Genomic DNA, 17,318 nt, shown 5'->3' with positions numbered 1-17,318 from the left:
TGCTTCTTACATGCCGTTTAATGATCAAGGCACGTCCGGCGCAAGTCTTAGCGCACGTTCTTTAAAAAGTTCAAATAAGGCTGCACTGTTAATTGCTCCGCCTCCAAAATAGGCATATGCCCTACGCCTTCTAAAATCACCGGCGCTTCCGCTTTCTTCAGTAAATTTTTCAACTCAGCGGCAGCTTCGACATTAATCACCTGATCCTGCTTGCCCCACACTATCAGCGTAGGCACATCAATTGATTTAGCCATCAAGGCAAAAGCATCCGATGTATACAGCCTGGACATCTCCACCAATTTAAACACCATCTTTTCAGTATTCTTGGATTGCGCAATCATCAGTTTCTCTTGCGCGGCTTTGAGCTCCTGCGGAATAAATGGCGGTGACTGCATCGCAATTTTCATCAATTGATCAAAATCGCCGGGGTTGGCCATAATCAAGCGCCTCAGCTGCTCAGGATCTTTTAAATACACAGTTTTTGCATTATTGAACACCCCGGCAGAATCCACCAAAAACATTGATTTCACTTCCAAAGGATATTGCGCGCTATACAGCATCGCAATTGCGCCGCCCATCGAATGCCCGGCAATATGCAGATTCGGATCAATTTTTGCAGCATCTGCAAAGCGCCGCAATTTTTCAGAAAGATTGGCAATCGACAGATCAAAACCCTCGGGCGCTTTGGTTTCACCATGTGCAGGCAAATCAGGAATAATCACATGATAATTTGGCGTTAAATAGCGCGCTACGCGGTTCCAATTGTCCCGCGTGCCAGACAGCCCATGCAGCAGCAAAATAGTTGGATTGGCCGGGTTTCCACCTTCACTGTAGACCCACTCAATTTCCTCAGATTTCACTTTTTTAGTATTCAAGCCCGCCCATGCGCGCTCCTGCTGCAAAATGCTCTGAAAATTAATCTCAGCCGCATAAGACGGCATAAGCAGAAGCAAAAGGATCATCGCGCAGACCAGCTGCTTCTTAGAGGCAGCCACAAATAAATGAAAACCCAAAGAAAACCGCAGTGCAGCACAATGCATCAAAGGCATAAGCATGCTTAACAGCATCCCTAAAATATTGATATTTAAGCCAAGCCTTGCTTTCTTGTCCGCTGAATATTCCATTTCTTATTATCCCTATCTGTATTTTTATAAAATTGAGATCAACGCTTTTATGATATGAAACTCATAATCCCGTTCAGCCTGCTACTCTAGCCCAATACTGCCCCGCACTGCATTTGCCTAAGCGCGCTAAACTCAGGAAATACTGTCAATTCCGGCCATAAAAAACCAGCCCGGAGGCTGGTTCTTTGATGTCATTTTATGTTTAAGCGAAATGCGGTTTATTTAATTTTCGCATGTTCTTTTAAATAACGAGTGTAATCATCAAACTCTTGCTGACCGCGCAATTGCTGATACAGATTGGTGAGCTCACCCAGCTGTTCCGGCGCAATTCCGCTCGCTGCTGTTTTATTTACATCCGTCACTGCAACCACCACCAATTCATTTGGCAATTTAGCAGTAGATACTGACCAGTAACCCGCCTTAGGCGCAGGAAGGCTAAATGCCGCACGCTGAATATCACGCTTCAGCATACCGTCAGCGCGGGTGAATGTGCCTGCGCTGACAAAGTTAATGCCAGACTTATTCACAGCTGCAGCAGGCTTAGTCTTGAACTCATTCAAAGTGCTCTGAATTTTCGCTTTCGCAGCCTCATAAGCTTTCTGTTCAACCAGTTTCGCTTTCACTTGTTCTTTTGCCTCAGCAAAAGTCTGTACGCCAGCGGCGTGGTAATTGCGGACTTTCACCCACACCACATCGCCATTGGCCAATTGAATGCTGCTGGAAACGTTGCGGTCGCCATTTTTCACATCATCATTAAAGAGTTTCACTTTAACATTGGCATCGCTGAGCACAGGATGTGAAGAAGACAGTGTGAAGCCTTTCACTGTTTGAATCTGAACACCTTTCAGCTCTTGAGTCACTACATCCAATGAATCGCTGCTTACAACCATGTCATTCAAGCTGTTCACGCTATCCGAGAACAAATTCGCATTTTTGGTTTTCAACAGTTCCTCAGTCAAACGCGCTTTTTCAGATTCGAAAGATGGCGCTTGCACTGCAGGTGCAGATGTCTCAATTAAATGATAGCCATAATCTGTTTTCACCGGCGCTGAAACTTGACCGGCTTTTAATGATTCCACAGTCTGGTCAAAGGCATTACCGAATACACCTTTTTGATATACCGCAATCGTGCCGCCATTGGCTTTAGAAGACGGATCTTCAGAATACTGCGCTGCCGCAGCTGCAAAAGATTCGCCTGCTTTAATTTTCGCAGCAACGTCTTCCGCCAGCTTTTTCGCTTCCGCATCTGTACGGCCATCGGCAGTAATCAAAATATGCTTCACTGCAGGCTGCACAGCTTGCTGCTGTTTTTGCACAAAATCGTTATAAGCCTGCTTTAACTCAGCATCAGTCACTTCAGTTGACGCGCCTTTCATATTGGCAGGTGAAATCACCACAAAATCAGCATCAACGCTGGTCGGCTGTTTAAATAAAGCCGCATGCTTTTGGTAATAAGCATTTAATTCAGCATCCGTGACTTTTACAGCCGCTTTATATGCATCCAGCTTCACGCTAGCCAGCTCAAGGGTACGCTGCTCTGCCTGCAAGTTTGCAATTTGCGCAATATCCACCTTGCTGACAAGCGCATAATCCATAAACGTAGAAGTTAGCATCTTCAAAGCATGGTCTTTGCGCAGGCTTTCAATGAAAGCCATATTGGTCATGCCGATAGATTTCAAATAGTTCGCAAACAATTCTTCCGAGAATTTGCCATCTTTTTGGAAGCTTGGCTGCTGCTGGATCATTTGCGCCAGCTGCTGGTCGCTTAGGCTGATTCCCAGCTTATCCGCTTGCTGCAGCAGCAATTGACGCGCAATCAAAGTTTCTAAAGCTTTATTACTAATGAAATTCTGATTCAGTAAAGTTTCATCACCCTTTGCATACTGCAAATATTGTTCTTTTAGCGAATTCGTCAGCTGCTCTAAATCTTTTTTTGAAATATCTGCGCCATTTACTGACTTCACGGCATCTTTTGACCCGCTGCTAAAATATCCTTCAATACCTACAAGCGCTAAAGGGGTTAAAAACAAAATGAGCAAAACTTTGCCCAGCCAGCCCTTAATGACTTTACGAAAAGATTCCATAAGTAATCCAATATTTTATTTGCGAAGGATTTTAACTGAAAACCAGCAATGAATGAATGCGCTAAAGCGCTAAATCATATTTATCAATAAAAAACGCGCCATATTGGCGCGTTCATGAGCTTAATTAGATTAAGCTACAGAATCTTTCAAGCCTTTACCAGCTTTAAAGCCTGGAACTTTGCTTGCTTTGATTTCTAAAGTTGCACCAGTTTGAGGGTTACGGCCAGTACGCGCAGCGCGTTCTTTTACGCTGAAAGTACCGAAACCAACTAAAGTTACTGTATCACCCGCTTTAAGCGCTTCAGTTACAGATGCGATAGTTGCATCTAAAGCTTTACCTGCGTCAGCCTTAGATAATCCCCCTTTCTCAGCAATAGCATCAATTAATTCTGATTTATTCATGAAAATTACATCCTCTTAATATCGTTTATTTAAGGTTCAGAAGTTGTTTAAATTGCCCTAGCGCTTTTATAGCAATGCTTTAGGGGGAAACGCAATACTCCCCAAGCTCTTTTTTTGCAAAAAATTGACGAAAAAAACCTTGAAAAATGAATAATTGCTCACAAATTCCTATTTTTTGGTCAATTGCTCTTGAATTTTGCGTTGTTCTTCCGCCAAACGGTCAATTTTGGCATGCAGCTGCAAAATCATTTTCTCAATATGCTGCAGATCTTTTGCCGCCACCAAACCCAGGCGGTTTAAAGAATGGTTTACACCATTATCCAAGATTTTTTCGACTTTATCTTTGGTATCGGTTACAGATTCTTTTGCTTTTTCAGAGACTTTTTCTACCGTTTGATCGGCGATGTCTGTGGTTTTCGATTCCAGCTCTTCCCCGACCTTGACCAAAGAATCAAAAAGCTTATTGCCTTCTTCTTCAGCACGTGAAAAAGCGCCTAATCCTGCCAGCCAAATTTGCTTGGTATATTTACGAAAATCCAACACGGATTTCCGGTCGTGATGATGCCGAAGTTTGGCTTTATTCTGCCTCTCTGCTGGATCCTGATCAGCAGCTTCTGACTCTTTTGTACTTATTTTATCCATACAAAGCACCGCTCCTAGTGAATTCGTGCGCAAATCTATTATGTCAACCTGCAAATTAGAACTATAATAACAAACTTAAGGCTTGATAGATTTGCAAAACTGTTCTACAAAGCAATTTAATTCAAGTGTTTTTGTTTTCAACCTGAATTCCTTTAAAGCAGGACGCTTATTTCATTCAGGTAAGGATTAGATTTTTATGAGTGACACGCAGCAAAGACAAAATCAGCCGCATTTGTTGCTTACAATGACCTTAATTGTTTTAGAAACAATTTTTACGTTCATCCTCAAACATGACCGTGTTGTCGCGCTTCAGGCAAAGAAGTTTATTGACGAAAAAATTGCAATAAAAATAAACAGCTATATCCCTTATTTTGATGTCTATATTCAATTCACCGAAAATGGGGTTTTATTTGATGATAAAGCGCCTGAAAAAGCCGTTGATTTAGACGTCCGCACTACCCTTATGGATCTGATCAAAATCTTTGTTTTCGGCAACCGCCGCAGCATCAAAGCCATGCGTATTGATGGCGACATGGTGTTAAAAGATGAGTTCCGTGATCTGCTTTCATTATTCAGCATGCCGAAAGTCCTGGGAGACTGGAAGCAATGGCTGACTGAACCTGCTGATGAGCAAGACGTTATTGCATCCAAAAACCGCATAGCGCCTTTATTGGAAAAGATCGACCAGCAGCGTTCAAAAATCAACACCCTCCAAGTCGAAGTGAAACAATACAAAAACCGCATTAAGCGCATCGAGCGCCGTCAAAAACACATCAATGTTATATTTACAATTATTACCGTGCTTTTAATTGCGTTATTAGTGTATAATTTTTGGCTTCGTTAAATACATAATTTTTATAATTTTTACATTCCCTTAAAACAGCATCAAAAAAACTTGACTATTTTAGTCAGGATTCATAAAATCAGCACATCTAGTCTAATCATGTGTATCGAATCATGCGCTTAACAACTCGCGGTCGTTACGCAGTGACTGCTCTACTTGATTTAGCTTTGCAGCCTACTGAACAAACGATCACTCTTGCAGAAATTGCGACACGTCAAACCATTTCAGTAGCTTATTTAGAGCAGCTCTTTGCAAAATTAAAACGCCACGGCTTAGTCTCAAGTATTCGCGGTGCAAACGGCGGCTATCACTTAGCTCGCAGCGCTGAAGAAATCACTGTTTTAGAAATCATCGAAGCTGTAAATGAAACTGTTGACGCCACCCGCTGTGACCACAAAGGCAACTGCCAAAATGGCGCAATGTGCTTGACTCACGATTTATGGCAAGAACTCTCCAATCATATTGCCGATTATCTTGCAAAAATCACACTTGCTGATCTTGTAGCCCGTGACAACGTGCAAACTGTTGCCATCCGCCAAAACACAGCTTTTGATGATCCAGCCCTTTTATCGGTTACAGGTATTTGACATGAAACGTCCTATTTATCTTGATTATGCAGCAACTACTCCGGTAGATCCTCAAGTTGCAGAGCGTATGATGGAGTGCCTTACATTTGACGGTACTTTCGGCAACGCAGCTTCACGCTCGCACGCATACGGCTGGCAGGCAGAAGAAAAAGTTGAATATGCGCGTGAACAAGTCGCAAATCTGATAAAAGCTGATCCGCGTGAAATCGTATGGACTTCAGGCGCTACAGAATCTGACAACTTGGCCCTGAAAGGCGTTGCTCAATTCTATGCATCAAAAGGCAAGCACATCATCACCTCTAAGATTGAGCATAAAGCGATTTTAGATACTTGCCGTGAATTAGAAGAAGAAGGCTTTGAAATTACTTATCTTGAACCGCAGCCAAAAACAGGTTTAATCACCCCTGAGATGGTTCAAGCTGCACTGCGTCCAGATACTATCTTAGTGTCTTTGATGATGGTGAATAATGAAATCGGTACAGTCACAGATGTTGCTGCGATCGGCGAAATTACCCGCGCAAACAAAGTCTTCTTCCATGTTGACGCTGCTCAAGCTGCCGGTAAAGTTGCCATCGACCTTTCTGCAATGAAAGTTGACCTGATGAGCTTCTCTGCTCACAAAATTTATGGCCCTAAAGGCATTGGCGCATTATTCGTCCGCCGTTCTCCTCGCGTACGCGTTAAAGCGCAAATGCATGGCGGCGGTCATGAGCGCGGCATGCGTTCCGGTACGCTTGCGACTCACCAGATTGTCGGTATGGGCGAAGCGTTTGAACTTGCAGGCAAAAACCTGGAGTCAGAGCAAACACGCATCCGCGTATTGCGCGACAAGCTGTGGAATGGCCTGCAAGGCCTTGAGCAAGTGTTCCTTAACGGCCACCCGACTCAAAACGTTGCCAACTACCTGAACGTCAGCTTCAACTTTGTTGAAGGTGAATCACTGATGATGGCGTTGAAAGATGCTGCGGTATCTTCCGGTTCGGCATGCACATCTGCAACACTTGAGCCATCTTATGTGCTTCGCGCATTGGGCTTGACTGATGAACTTGCGCACAGTTCTATCCGCTTCAGCTTTGGCAAATACACCACTGAAGAAGATATCGACCACGTTCTTGAAATTACTAAAGCTGCTGTTGAGAAATTGCGTGACCTTTCTCCGCTTTGGGACATGTACAAAGATGGTGTCGACCTTTCTACTGTTGAATGGGCTGAACACTGATTCATCCCGCTGAGATAGCTTTAAATATAAAGCTATCTCATTGAAAACTGTAATTTCACCCCCATATTTAATATTAGGCTGACCCCGAGGTTTGGAGAAGCATCATGGCTTATAGCGACAAAGTAATTGACCATTACGAAAACCCTCGTAATGTTGGTGTTTTAGACAAAAATGCAGAAAACGTTGGTACAGGTATGGTCGGTGCACCAGCTTGTGGCGATGTTATGCGCCTTCAAATCCAAGTGGATGACAATGGCGTAATTGAAGAAGCGCGCTTTAAAACTTATGGCTGCGGTTCAGCAATTGCATCAAGCTCATTGGTGACTGAATGGCTGAAAGGCAAAACTTTAGATGAAGCGCAAGCCATCAAAAACATTGATATTGCGACTGAACTAGCCCTGCCTCCTGTAAAAGTACACTGCTCTGTACTTGCAGAAGATGCCATTAAAGCCGCTGTGGAAGATTACCGCAGCAAAAAAACTAAAGCTTAATTGTTTCCAGTTTTTGAAGTACGTATTACGGAGTTTCCATGATCCATTTAACCGAAACTGCTGCAGCTCATATCAGCAATTATTTAAAAAATCGCGGTAAGGGTGAAGGTATTCGCGTTGGCGTGAAAACTTCAGGCTGTTCAGGCCTAGCCTATGTGCTCGAATTCGTTGATGAAGTTGATGCGCATGATCAAAGCTTTGAACAGTTTGGCGTTAAAGTTTTCGTAGACCCGAAAAGCTTGGTTTATCTTGATGGTATGGAGATGGACTACGTGAAAAACGGCTTGAACGAAGGTTTCGAATTCAACAACCCAAATAAAAAGGGTGAATGCGGTTGCGGTGAGTCATTCACTGTTTAATCGGCGCCCTCCTTATGCATTAAAACAGTGTACAATCACTGTTTTAATTGTATTTAAAGCATGCATTTGCACATCAACCCCGGACCACTTCTCCCATGAATCATTTTGAGCTGTTCAACCTCCCTGAAGCACTCGATATTGATTTAGCAGCGCTTAAAGACGCTTTTCTTCAGCTGCAGCAGCAATATCACCCCGATAAAGCCGAAGACAAAGATCAAGCTTTAATTAAATCCAGCGAAATCAATCAAGCCTTCAAAGCCTTATCCAATGTCGACAGCCGCGCAGCCTATTTACTCAGTTTGAAAAAACAGGACTATCTTTTGGATCAGTCCATCAATGACTTTGAGTTTTTGCAGTCGGCACTGGAAATCCGCGAACAGCTGGATGAAGCAGGTTCTGCAGATGATTTAATTTCGCTGAAAACCGAAGTGCAGCAATGGATTGAAGGCTTAGTTCGCGAATTCAAAATTGATTATGATGATGAAGACTGGGCTGAAGCGCGGGATACCGTGCGTAAATTGCGTTTTTTTGTCAAAGTCATGGCTGACATAGACAAAGCTGAAGACCGTTTCTTGGATGACGACAGCTTTGATCTGGATGATGATTTTTAATCATCCCCCATTTGATTTCACTTGTTTATAAATATTTAAGTTCTAAGGATGTAACACAATGGCTCTCTTGCAGATTGCAGAACCAGGTCAATCAAGTGCACCGCATGAACATCGCATTGCGATTGGTATCGATTTAGGCACCACCCATTCTTTGGTTGCCACGGTTCTTTCCGGTAAAGCCAAAGTGCTTCATGACCAGCAAGGCCGTGTGTTACTCCCATCCATCGTGCATTATTCAGCGCAAAGCACTGAATATGGCGATGATGCGAAACCATTTATTACCACTGATCCTAAAAATACCGTTGTTTCCGTCAAACGCTTCATGGGCCGTTCTAAAGCGGACATCAAGTTCCAGCACCCTTATGCGCTGACGGGCGAAGACCATCAAATGCCGGCCTTTGAAACGGCGCAAGGCCGCAAAACACCGGTTGAAATTTCAGCTGAAATTTTAAAACAGCTGAAAGACCGTGCGGAAGAAAGCTTAAGCAACCCGATTAATGGCGCAGTCATTACTGTTCCCGCTTATTTTGATGAAGCGCAGCGTCAAGCCACCCGTGATGCAGCTCAGCTTGCCGGCTTAAATGTCCTACGCTTGCTGAACGAACCGACCGCTGCCGCAGTCGCTTATGGCTTGGATCAGGAAAGCAATTTGGCGCATGACCGCAACTACGTGATTTATGACTTGGGCGGCGGCACATTTGACGTTTCAGTCCTGCGTTTTTCACAAGGCGTGTTTGAAGTCCTAGCCACTGGCGGCCATACCGCTTTGGGCGGCGACGATCTCGACCGCTTAATCGTCAAGTGGGCGAAAAAACAGCTGAATATTGAAACACTGGATGATGCTGAATACGCGCACTTCATTGTTGCTGCACGCAAAGCCAAAGAAGCTTTATCAGATGCAGAGTCTGTTGAGCTGAAAGTGTTGAATCAGCACATCACTTTAGACCGCCCTGCATTTGAAGCGATTATTAAAGTTGCACTGGATAAAACCATCAGCGTCTGCAAACGCGTGATGCGTGATGCCAAACTGGAACTGAATGACATTCAAAATGTGGTTCTGGTTGGCGGCTCTACCCGTTCTTATGCGGTGCAAAAAGCGGTCCACGAAGTATTCAATCAAGAACCGCTTTGCACCATCAACCCAGATGAAGTTGTGGCGATTGGCGCATCAATTACCGCCAACCAGCTGATCGGCAATTCCAAAGATGGCTCATTGCTGTTAGACGTGACGCCGTTGTCGCTTGGCTTAGAAACCATGGGCGGCTTAGTTGAACGCTTAATCTCACGCAACACGGCTATTCCCGTTGCGCGCCGCCAAGAATTCACCACGTATCAAGATGGCCAAACCGCTATGCTGATTCATGTGGTGCAAGGTGAGCGTGATTTGGTTGAACATTGCCGCAGCCTTGGCCGCTTTGTGCTGCGCGGCATTCCGCCAATGACTGCCGGCCAAGCGCGCATTGAAGTGACCTATCAAGTTGATGCTGACGGCCTGTTAACGGTATCTGCCAAAGAAACCACGTCTGGCGTTCATGCGCAAATTGACATCAAGCCATCTTATGGCTTATCCGATTCTGATACAGAACGCCTGCTGCTTGAAGGCTTTAAATTTGCGGAAGAAGATAAAGCGCTTCGCCATTTGCATGAAACTAAAGTGGAAGCAAAACGTGAACTTGAAGCTTTAGTGCAAGCGCTAAAAGCGGATGCATCGCTCTTATCGCCTCAGCAGCTGGCGGAATTAAATGCAGCCAAAGCAGCTCTGGAAGCAACGCTTGAAAGTGATCAGATTAAAGCCATTGAAGACGCCGTAGAACAGCTTAAAATACACAGTGATGCATTTGCAGCTGCACGCATGAATCAGCATATTGATGCTGCGCTCAAAGGCACCAAGCTCGATGATTGGTCAAACTCAAATTAATTTATAGGTAAAGACTATGCCACGTATTAAAGTATTGCCTCACGCAACTATTTGCCCAAATGGCGCTGAGTTTGAAGTTGAGCAAAATGCGAATTTATGCCAAAGCTTATTAGACAATGGCATTAAGATTGAACACGCTTGCGACATGTCAAAAGCCTGCACTACCTGCCACGTCATCGTACGCAAAGGTTTTGACGGCTTAGATGAAATGGATGATGTAGAAGCCGATCTTCTCGACCGCGCTTGGGGCTTGGAGCCGGACTCCCGCCTATCGTGCCAAGTTAAAATTGAAGACGAAGATTTAGAAGTTGAAATTCCGAAATATACCATTAACCACGCTTCGGAAAATCACTAAGAATCACTAAGATTTAATCTTTTTTGATCTGCATGCAGGTCATTAAGCCTTAAATCCAGTTGCTAAAAAACCGCTGATATCAGCGGTTTTTTTATTGAGGCATTAATCTAAAATATTGCTGGCCGCATCTTTTCACTCGAAGGCTTTAACAGGATTCAGCGCAGCAAACTGCCGCTGCTCAATATCATCGGCGCATGATCATTGAGCTGTGATGGCATTTAGCTTAGCTGTGATGACTTAGGTATGATGCTTCTCTTCAACAATCACTTCATCTTCCAGATTCAGCTTAACGATACCTTCAGAGTTGGTCATACGCTGCTGCGTTTGCAGACGCTTGATCATTTTCTCCAGCACTACAATCAATTCTGGATATTCAAAATTCTGCACTTCATCTAAATTCAGCAGCAGATGGAAGCCCTTATATTCATAATCGAACCAGCGCTGATACTCTGTTTTCTTCGACGAGTATTTTTCCATCACTTGCCAAGTCCGCACTGGACCTTTAATGCCCTTCAAATAAATAGGCGATTTCGGTGCGCACAGATAATTGTTTTTCACCAATTGATGCGTATCATCTGAGATCAGGATTTCATCGACTTCGGCTGCGCTTTGCAAACGGGCCGCCAAATTGGCGTCACGGCCAACAATGGTATAAGCCATGCGGTGCGCTGCGCCATAGTTCCCGACGTGGCAGTAACCTGTAGAAATACCCATGCGGATATGCAGCGGCGGATAACCCATTTTAATCCAGCGTTCGCGCAAAAGCTTCATTTGCTGGCGCATCACCATGGCCATTTCCAGGCAAATTTTGGCATCCTGCTCTACGCCTTGGCTGTGCGGATCTCCAAAGAAGATCAGAATCGCATCACCCATGAATTTATCGACTGTCGCCTCATACTGCTTTGCAATTTCAGTCATGTGGCTGAGATAATCATTCAGCAGGAAGGCCAAATCATCTGGAATCAATGTTTCAGACAGTTCTGTAAAACCTTGAATATCTGAGAAGAAAATTGTCAGCTTTTTACGCTTATATTCAATTTTAGCTTCCGACTCACCTTTCATAATGGATTGCCACAGCTGCACAGGCGCATAGCGGCTGAGCTGATTGGCAAATTCCATATAGCGGTTCATTTGATCAAAATAATGATCTTTTTTCTTCGCAAGATAATAGCTTTGAGCGCGCTGATAGAAGCTGCCCACGCCAAAATAGGTGATCAGGCACATAAAGCCGAGAATAATCAGCTCACTACTGGTCGGCTCAAAGTATTCATGAAAGCCAAAAATAAAAATAGTGCAGAAATAAAAGACAACCACGCCGATCAGGCTGGCCAGCGACACCATAATAAAGGAGATTTTGCTGCTGATTGCAGTATAGAGCAGCGCAAAAATACCCAATAAGGTCAGCACTAAATTCAGATGGATGGCAGACAGCATGACTGAAATAATCACGATATCTATAATAAATAAGACAGTGCGCTTGACTTTATTATTGTAGCGGTAGATCAGCCAATGCGAGAGCTTTGGCGTGATCAGCAAAATAAACAGTAAAAAAAGCGGGATATAGATCTGATATTCAGTATCGGGCTGCGTGTAGTAATAAACGACTATCACCAAAGACAGCATGATATATCCCATCAGCCGATGAAAATACTCAAACTGTTTCGGTTCTTTACTGATCCAATCGTCTAGCGGCACACGCTCACTCCCAACAGACAATTAACAGCCATATCCCTTAGACCGCTTTCAGATCAGTCCATACGCCAATCAAATGGCATATCGCCCTGACCGCGAAGCGCGAGCATTAGAGTTTGACGCATATGCGCCAGCACATCATTGCTGTATGGAACAGCCGGTGTGCCCCAAACAGGTTTAGGCCAAGCTACGTCGTTTTGGTAGCGTACAACATGATGAAAATGCAGCTGCGGCACCATGTTGCCTAAAGCAGCAACATTCATTTTATCTGCACGGAATACGCGGGACAATTGGCTAGACAGCCAGCTCGATTCACGAAGGAACTGTTCTTGATCGGCTTGGCTCAGCTCATATAGTTCTGTAATGCCCGGTACGCGAGGAATCAAAATAAGCCACGGAAATTGCATATCATTCATTAAACGACATGTTGACAGTGGAAAGTCGCCTACATAAAACGTATCTTGAGCAAGTTGTGGATGTAAACTAAACATATCTTTATAAATGATGCAAAATTAGAATGATGGCTAATACTATCACATCCTTATGGGCGTGAATATTCTCAGCTTTGTGTTTCAGTATAAATATAAAAACATTTGAATGAAGCAGGTCACACCGAAAACTTGAATATATTTACCCAAAAAATCATTTATTTGATCAAAAAATAGAATTAGCGCAGAAACTCAGCGCTTCATTCTATTTTTTTGTGGGTAAATCTTTACAATCAGTGCACTTCTTTAAGCAAACTGTCCAATAAATCATTCAAAAATTGAATGCGCTTATCGTATTCTTCCAGCATCACCATCACTTTCAAACGCTGCCCGCCTTCCATTCGGAAAAAGGTTGGATGTTTTTGCATCATTTGAATAATGCTGATGGCCTGAACTGGCGTATCCGGTGAAAATTCGATATGCCCGCCATGGCTGCTGATATCAATTTTGGTAATGCCAAGCTGCTCAGCTTTCAGGCGGATTTGATGCACGGCAAACAGCTGCTTGACCGGCTGCGGCGGGATGCCGAAACGGTCAATCAATTCCATGCGGATATTGTTCAGCTTTTCTATGCTGTCGGTATTGCTGATGCGCTTATAGAACAGCAGGCGCTGATGCACATCACCCAAATAGTCATCTGGGATTAAGGCCGGCATATGCAGGGTGATTTCAGCAGTCAGCGACAGCGGCGCATCAAAGTTCGGCGTTTTGCCCTTTTGAATGGCTTTGGTGGCTTTCTCCAGCATCTCCATATAAAGGCTGTAGCCAATGGCCTGCATTGATCCGCTTTGCTGTTCACCCAGCAGCTCGCCTGCGCCGCGGATTTCCAAATCTTCCGTAGCCAGCATAAAGCCTGCGCCTAAATTGGACGCGCGGCTGATGGCATCCAGACGTTTTTCCGCATCACCTTTTAAGCCTTTCAGCGACGGCACCAGCAAGTAGGCATAGGCCTGATGATGCGAGCGCCCAACCCGGCCGCGCAGCTGATGCAGCTGCGCAAGCCCCAGCTTGTCTGCGCGCTCAATCAAAATGGTATTGGCGTTCGGCACATCAATGCCGGTTTCAATAATGGTTGAACACACCAAGACATTATATTCTTTATGATAGAACTGCTGCATGACCTGTTCCAGCTCACGTTCGCGCATTTGACCATGCGCCACCGCGACACGCGCTTCCGGCACCAGATTGCGGATATTTTCTGCTGTACGCTCAATGGTATCAACTTCGTTATGCAGGAAATACACCTGACCGCCGCGCAGCAGCTCACGCAGAATCGCTTCTTTGATTGATTCGCCGGTATGCTCCTGCACAAAGGTTTTAACAGCCAAACGGCGCGCGGGCGGCGTGGCGATAATCGATAAATCGCGCATGCCGCTAAAGGCCATATTCAGCGTTCTTGGAATAGGCGTCGCAGTTAAAGTCAGCATATCGACATCGGCACGCAATGCTTTAATGCGCTCTTTGTCGCGCACGCCAAAACGGTGCTCTTCATCGACAATCATCAAGCCCAGATTTTTAAACTGGACATTTTCCTGCAGAATTTTATGCGTGCCAATGACAATATCGACTTTGCCTTCAACCAAGTCTTCAATGGTTTTGGTATGCGCTTTTGATGTGCCGAAGCGCGATAAAACTTCAATGCGCACCGGCCAATCCGCAAAACGGTCTTTGAAGGACTCATAATGCTGCTGCGCCAAAAGCGTTGTCGGCACCAGCACGGCGACTTGTTTATTATTCTGTACCGCAACAAAGGCCGCCCGCATAGCCACTTCTGTTTTGCCAAAGCCCACATCGCCGCAGACCAAACGGTCCATTGGCTTCGCCAGCTGCATATCATGCAGAGCGGCATCAATTGCATTGGCCTGATCTAACGTTTCTTCATAGGCAAAGCCGCTGGAGAACTGCATATATAAGCTTTGATCCAGCTCAAAGCCAAAACCCGGCTTCGCTTGACGGCGCGCCTGAATATGCAAAAGCTCGGCTGCCACATCATGGATTTGCTCCAGCGCTTTGCGTTTGGCTTTATTCCAAGCATCTGTACCCAGCTTATGCAAAGGCGCCAAATCTGGATCGCCGCCGCTATAGCGGCTGATCAGATGCAAATTGGTGACCGGCACATAGACTTTGGCGGCATCCGCATAATCCAGCTGCAAAAACTCATGATCCTGATCGTCAATGCTCAGCGTCACCAATCCGGCATAACGGCCAACGCCATGATCAATATGCACTACAGGCGCGCCCATGTTCAATTCGGTTAAGCTGCGGATCAGGAACTCTTCTGAAACTTCCTGCTGGCGCTTGCGGCGGCGCTGCACAACACGGTGCTCATACAGCTGATTTTCTGAAATGACCGAAATTTTATGGGTCAGCAGCAGGCCGCGCTCCAAGGGCGCATTGGTAATGGCGACTGCATGCAGAGAATCAGTAAACTCTTTAAAGCCCGCCACATAAGGAATATCGCCTAAAGCTGGACGAAGCGCATCTTTCAAGGTTTCACGGCGGCCTGCGCTTTCTGCAACCAGCAGGACCGGATGATCGGCCTGATCAATATAGTTTTTGACTTCTGCGAACGGTTTTTCACGCTTCGGATCGACGGGCAGCCTTGGCGGCTGTTCCGAGGCAATATTCAATACACCAGCTTTTTCAGCAAAGACTTCATCAGAGGCGATAATCCGGCCAAAAAGATTCAGCTGTTCCAGCACCTGACTGGGCTGCATAAACAGCTGTTCCGGCGGCAAAATTGGATGATCGGCATTATGGCGACGGTCTTCATAACGGCGTACTGCTTCTTTCCAAAATTGGGTGAGGCCGTCATCCATATGCCTATCTGTAATGACAATGCCATTCTTTGGTAAGTACGACATCAATGTGCTTTGGCTTTGCATGGCCTCTGCACTGAAAAACAGCGGAAAATAAAACTCAATGCCTGGCGATGCAATGCCTTCCAAAACATCCTGATAGATCGGATTTTTCTTCGGATTTGCGGACGGAAACAGATCGGCATAGCGGTCACGGAATATTGTACGGCCTTCTTTGAGTGGAAATTCTTTGGCCGGCAGCACGGTAAAATTTTGCAGTATCTCTGTTGTGCGCTGCGTTTCCGGATCAAAAAATTTCAGGGTCTCAATTTCATCATCAAACAAATCAATGCGGATAGGCGCCGCTTGGCCTGAAGCATAAATATCCATGATACTGCCGCGCACAGCAAATTCACCATGGTCATACACGGTATCAACCAGATGATAGCCGGCTTGAATCAATTTTAATTTTTGCTGTTCCAAGTCAAATTTTTGACCGGTTTTAATATCAAAATGTTCACCCAAGACCCAGGATGCCGGCGCAACGCGCTGCGCCAAGGTTGTTGCGGAAATCAGCAAGACGCCTGCTTTAGGCATATTGGATAGAATCGCTAAACGTTCTGAGACAATATCTTGATGCGGTGAAAGCCGGTCATAAGGCAAAATTTCCCAATCCGGAAAAATAACCGGCTTAATGCCGTAAAATTCCAGTTCACTTTCCAACTGACCCAAATGCTGGCTGTTGCGCGCGACAATAATGAACAATTGCGGGCTCTGCGCCGCAATTTCTTTGAACAGCAGCCCCGTGGCCGAACCTTGCAGATTGCCGATCCAGCGCTTTTCACCAGCTTTCAGCTGATTTAATTTCAGTTGTGATATTTCTTCTTGGAACATGTATATAGCTTTAAAGTCTAAACAACATGCGCATTATCTTAGCACGATGTTTTTATTCCTTATGCGCTTTTTCATGGAGACTGAAATCTGTGCGAAAGCCGCTTTTCGGCTTTGCATGCTGAATTATAAAAATATGGAAGCGCATGCTGCGTTTAAATAGCATTTTATAGCCCTGGACGGCCCAAAAATATCTATTTAGACGGATTCAACCGCCATGTTCAGCACGGCATTTCAGCTCATTTTTTGGCAAGCGGCCTCTTGAAAGCTTCTTACTTAAAAGCTTCTTGCTTAAAGGCTCTTTAAATTAAAGGCTTCTTGGAGGAAAGGCAGGCACCGTATTGCAGCAACGCTTTAGCGGCGTTCACGCATAAACTGACGGTAATACTCTGTCAAAATTTTCAGGAAGCGTTTCAGCTGCAGTAAATTTTCTTCCGTATTGCCCACATGCGCGGCAAATCGCTGATTGGCAATTTCCAAGTCGATTTTTTCATTCATGATCATCGATGCATTATATAAGGCTTTTAAATCATCAAATGAATCGACACGGCGGTTGGACAGATATTCCAAACGCGACGCATGCTCTTTATTCAGCAGCACCCCTTCAATCACAATACCCTGATCTTCTGTAAACTCCAGCTGATGCGCTTCCCGGTACAGCTGTTCTTCTGTGGGCTTGCTGCTTTTGAACATTGATGTGATTTTATTGAACATAACAACTCAACTAACTTTTCATCCATCTTTCAGTTTTCAACTGATGATTTATCTGACTCGATCCGCTCAAACGCAGCCTATGCGTTAAGCGGATGAATA

Annotated in this window: 16 protein-coding genes; 8 read left to right on the top strand and 8 right to left on the bottom strand. The window is 44.9% G+C overall.

Features of this window, described 5'->3' with window-relative positions; translation table 11 throughout:
* Nucleotides 1-47: 47 nt before the first annotated feature.
* The 4 genes from ACE3T3_RS07925 to ACE3T3_RS07910 all read right to left on the bottom strand — a co-directional run bounded on the left by ACE3T3_RS07925 (nucleotide 48) and on the right by ACE3T3_RS07910 (nucleotide 4,252).
* Nucleotides 48-962, bottom strand: coding sequence for an alpha/beta fold hydrolase (locus ACE3T3_RS07925; RefSeq protein ID WP_374665781.1), 915 nt, complete (start codon nucleotides 960-962; stop codon nucleotides 48-50).
* Nucleotides 963-1,342: 380 nt separating this feature from the next.
* Nucleotides 1,343-3,208: a SurA N-terminal domain-containing protein gene (locus ACE3T3_RS07920; RefSeq protein WP_374665718.1), complete on the bottom strand. Its 1,866-nt coding sequence runs from the start codon at nucleotides 3,206-3,208 to the stop codon at nucleotides 1,343-1,345.
* A 129-nt stretch (nucleotides 3,209-3,337) separates the two neighbouring features.
* Nucleotides 3,338-3,610 carry an HU family DNA-binding protein gene (locus ACE3T3_RS07915; RefSeq protein WP_374665716.1) on the bottom strand — a complete coding sequence of 91 codons (273 nt, stop codon included), beginning with the start codon at nucleotides 3,608-3,610 and terminating at the stop codon, nucleotides 3,338-3,340.
* A 168-nt stretch (nucleotides 3,611-3,778) separates the two neighbouring features.
* Nucleotides 3,779-4,252 (bottom strand): phasin family protein, encoded by a 474-nt coding sequence (locus tag ACE3T3_RS07910; protein WP_374665714.1) that lies wholly within the window; start codon nucleotides 4,250-4,252, stop codon nucleotides 3,779-3,781.
* A gap of 196 nt (nucleotides 4,253-4,448) precedes the next feature.
* Here ACE3T3_RS07910 and ACE3T3_RS07905 point away from each other — a divergent pair, with 196 nt between their 5' ends.
* From ACE3T3_RS07905 to fdx, 8 genes are all read left to right on the top strand, one after another.
* The gene (locus ACE3T3_RS07905) at nucleotides 4,449-5,096 is read left to right on the top strand and encodes a hypothetical protein (RefSeq protein ID WP_374665712.1); all 648 of its coding nucleotides are present in this window, start codon (nucleotides 4,449-4,451) and stop codon (nucleotides 5,094-5,096) included.
* A gap of 113 nt (nucleotides 5,097-5,209) precedes the next feature.
* Nucleotides 5,210-5,683: an Rrf2 family transcriptional regulator gene (locus ACE3T3_RS07900; protein ID WP_374665710.1), complete on the top strand. Its 474-nt coding sequence runs from the start codon at nucleotides 5,210-5,212 to the stop codon at nucleotides 5,681-5,683.
* Between the two features lies 1 nt (nucleotide 5,684).
* The gene (locus ACE3T3_RS07895) at nucleotides 5,685-6,902 is read left to right on the top strand and encodes an IscS subfamily cysteine desulfurase (protein ID WP_374665708.1); all 1,218 of its coding nucleotides are present in this window, start codon (nucleotides 5,685-5,687) and stop codon (nucleotides 6,900-6,902) included.
* 104 nt (nucleotides 6,903-7,006) lie between these two features.
* Nucleotides 7,007-7,393: a Fe-S cluster assembly scaffold IscU gene (iscU, locus tag ACE3T3_RS07890; RefSeq protein ID WP_374665706.1), complete on the top strand. Its 387-nt coding sequence runs from the start codon at nucleotides 7,007-7,009 to the stop codon at nucleotides 7,391-7,393.
* A gap of 38 nt (nucleotides 7,394-7,431) precedes the next feature.
* Entirely contained in the window at nucleotides 7,432-7,752 is a 321-nt protein-coding gene (iscA, locus tag ACE3T3_RS07885) for an iron-sulfur cluster assembly protein IscA (protein WP_374665705.1), read from the top strand.
* Between the two features lie 95 nt (nucleotides 7,753-7,847).
* Nucleotides 7,848-8,363, top strand: a complete 516-nt coding sequence (gene hscB, locus ACE3T3_RS07880) for a Fe-S protein assembly co-chaperone HscB (RefSeq protein WP_374665703.1) — start codon at nucleotides 7,848-7,850, stop codon at nucleotides 8,361-8,363.
* Nucleotides 8,364-8,421: 58 nt separating this feature from the next.
* The gene (gene hscA / locus ACE3T3_RS07875) at nucleotides 8,422-10,281 is read left to right on the top strand and encodes a Fe-S protein assembly chaperone HscA (protein WP_374665701.1); all 1,860 of its coding nucleotides are present in this window, start codon (nucleotides 8,422-8,424) and stop codon (nucleotides 10,279-10,281) included.
* Nucleotides 10,282-10,297: 16 nt separating this feature from the next.
* Nucleotides 10,298-10,636 carry an ISC system 2Fe-2S type ferredoxin gene (gene fdx / locus ACE3T3_RS07870; RefSeq protein WP_374665699.1) on the top strand — a complete coding sequence of 113 codons (339 nt, stop codon included), beginning with the start codon at nucleotides 10,298-10,300 and terminating at the stop codon, nucleotides 10,634-10,636.
* 237 nt (nucleotides 10,637-10,873) lie between these two features.
* Here the strand turns inward: fdx and ACE3T3_RS07865 are convergent, their stop codons facing one another.
* The 4 genes from ACE3T3_RS07865 to ACE3T3_RS07850 form a co-directional block, all read right to left on the bottom strand.
* Nucleotides 10,874-12,331: an adenylate/guanylate cyclase domain-containing protein gene (locus ACE3T3_RS07865; protein ID WP_374665697.1), complete on the bottom strand. Its 1,458-nt coding sequence runs from the start codon at nucleotides 12,329-12,331 to the stop codon at nucleotides 10,874-10,876.
* 53 nt (nucleotides 12,332-12,384) lie between these two features.
* Nucleotides 12,385-12,819, bottom strand: a complete 435-nt coding sequence (locus ACE3T3_RS07860) for an HIT domain-containing protein (protein ID WP_120401265.1) — start codon at nucleotides 12,817-12,819, stop codon at nucleotides 12,385-12,387.
* Between the two features lie 230 nt (nucleotides 12,820-13,049).
* Nucleotides 13,050-16,508 (bottom strand): transcription-repair coupling factor, encoded by a 3,459-nt coding sequence (gene mfd, locus ACE3T3_RS07855; protein WP_374665695.1) that lies wholly within the window; start codon nucleotides 16,506-16,508, stop codon nucleotides 13,050-13,052.
* A gap of 351 nt (nucleotides 16,509-16,859) precedes the next feature.
* Nucleotides 16,860-17,219, bottom strand: coding sequence for a hypothetical protein (locus ACE3T3_RS07850; protein WP_374665693.1), 360 nt, complete (start codon nucleotides 17,217-17,219; stop codon nucleotides 16,860-16,862).
* Between the last annotated feature and the right edge of the window lie 99 nt (nucleotides 17,220-17,318).

It is taken from the genome of Acinetobacter sp. (genome assembly GCF_041919735.1).
In the GTDB taxonomy this organism is placed as follows: domain Bacteria; phylum Pseudomonadota; class Gammaproteobacteria; order Pseudomonadales; family Moraxellaceae; genus Acinetobacter.
Note: the sequence above shows the minus strand (reverse complement) of the source record. Positions and strands in the feature narration are given on the sequence as shown.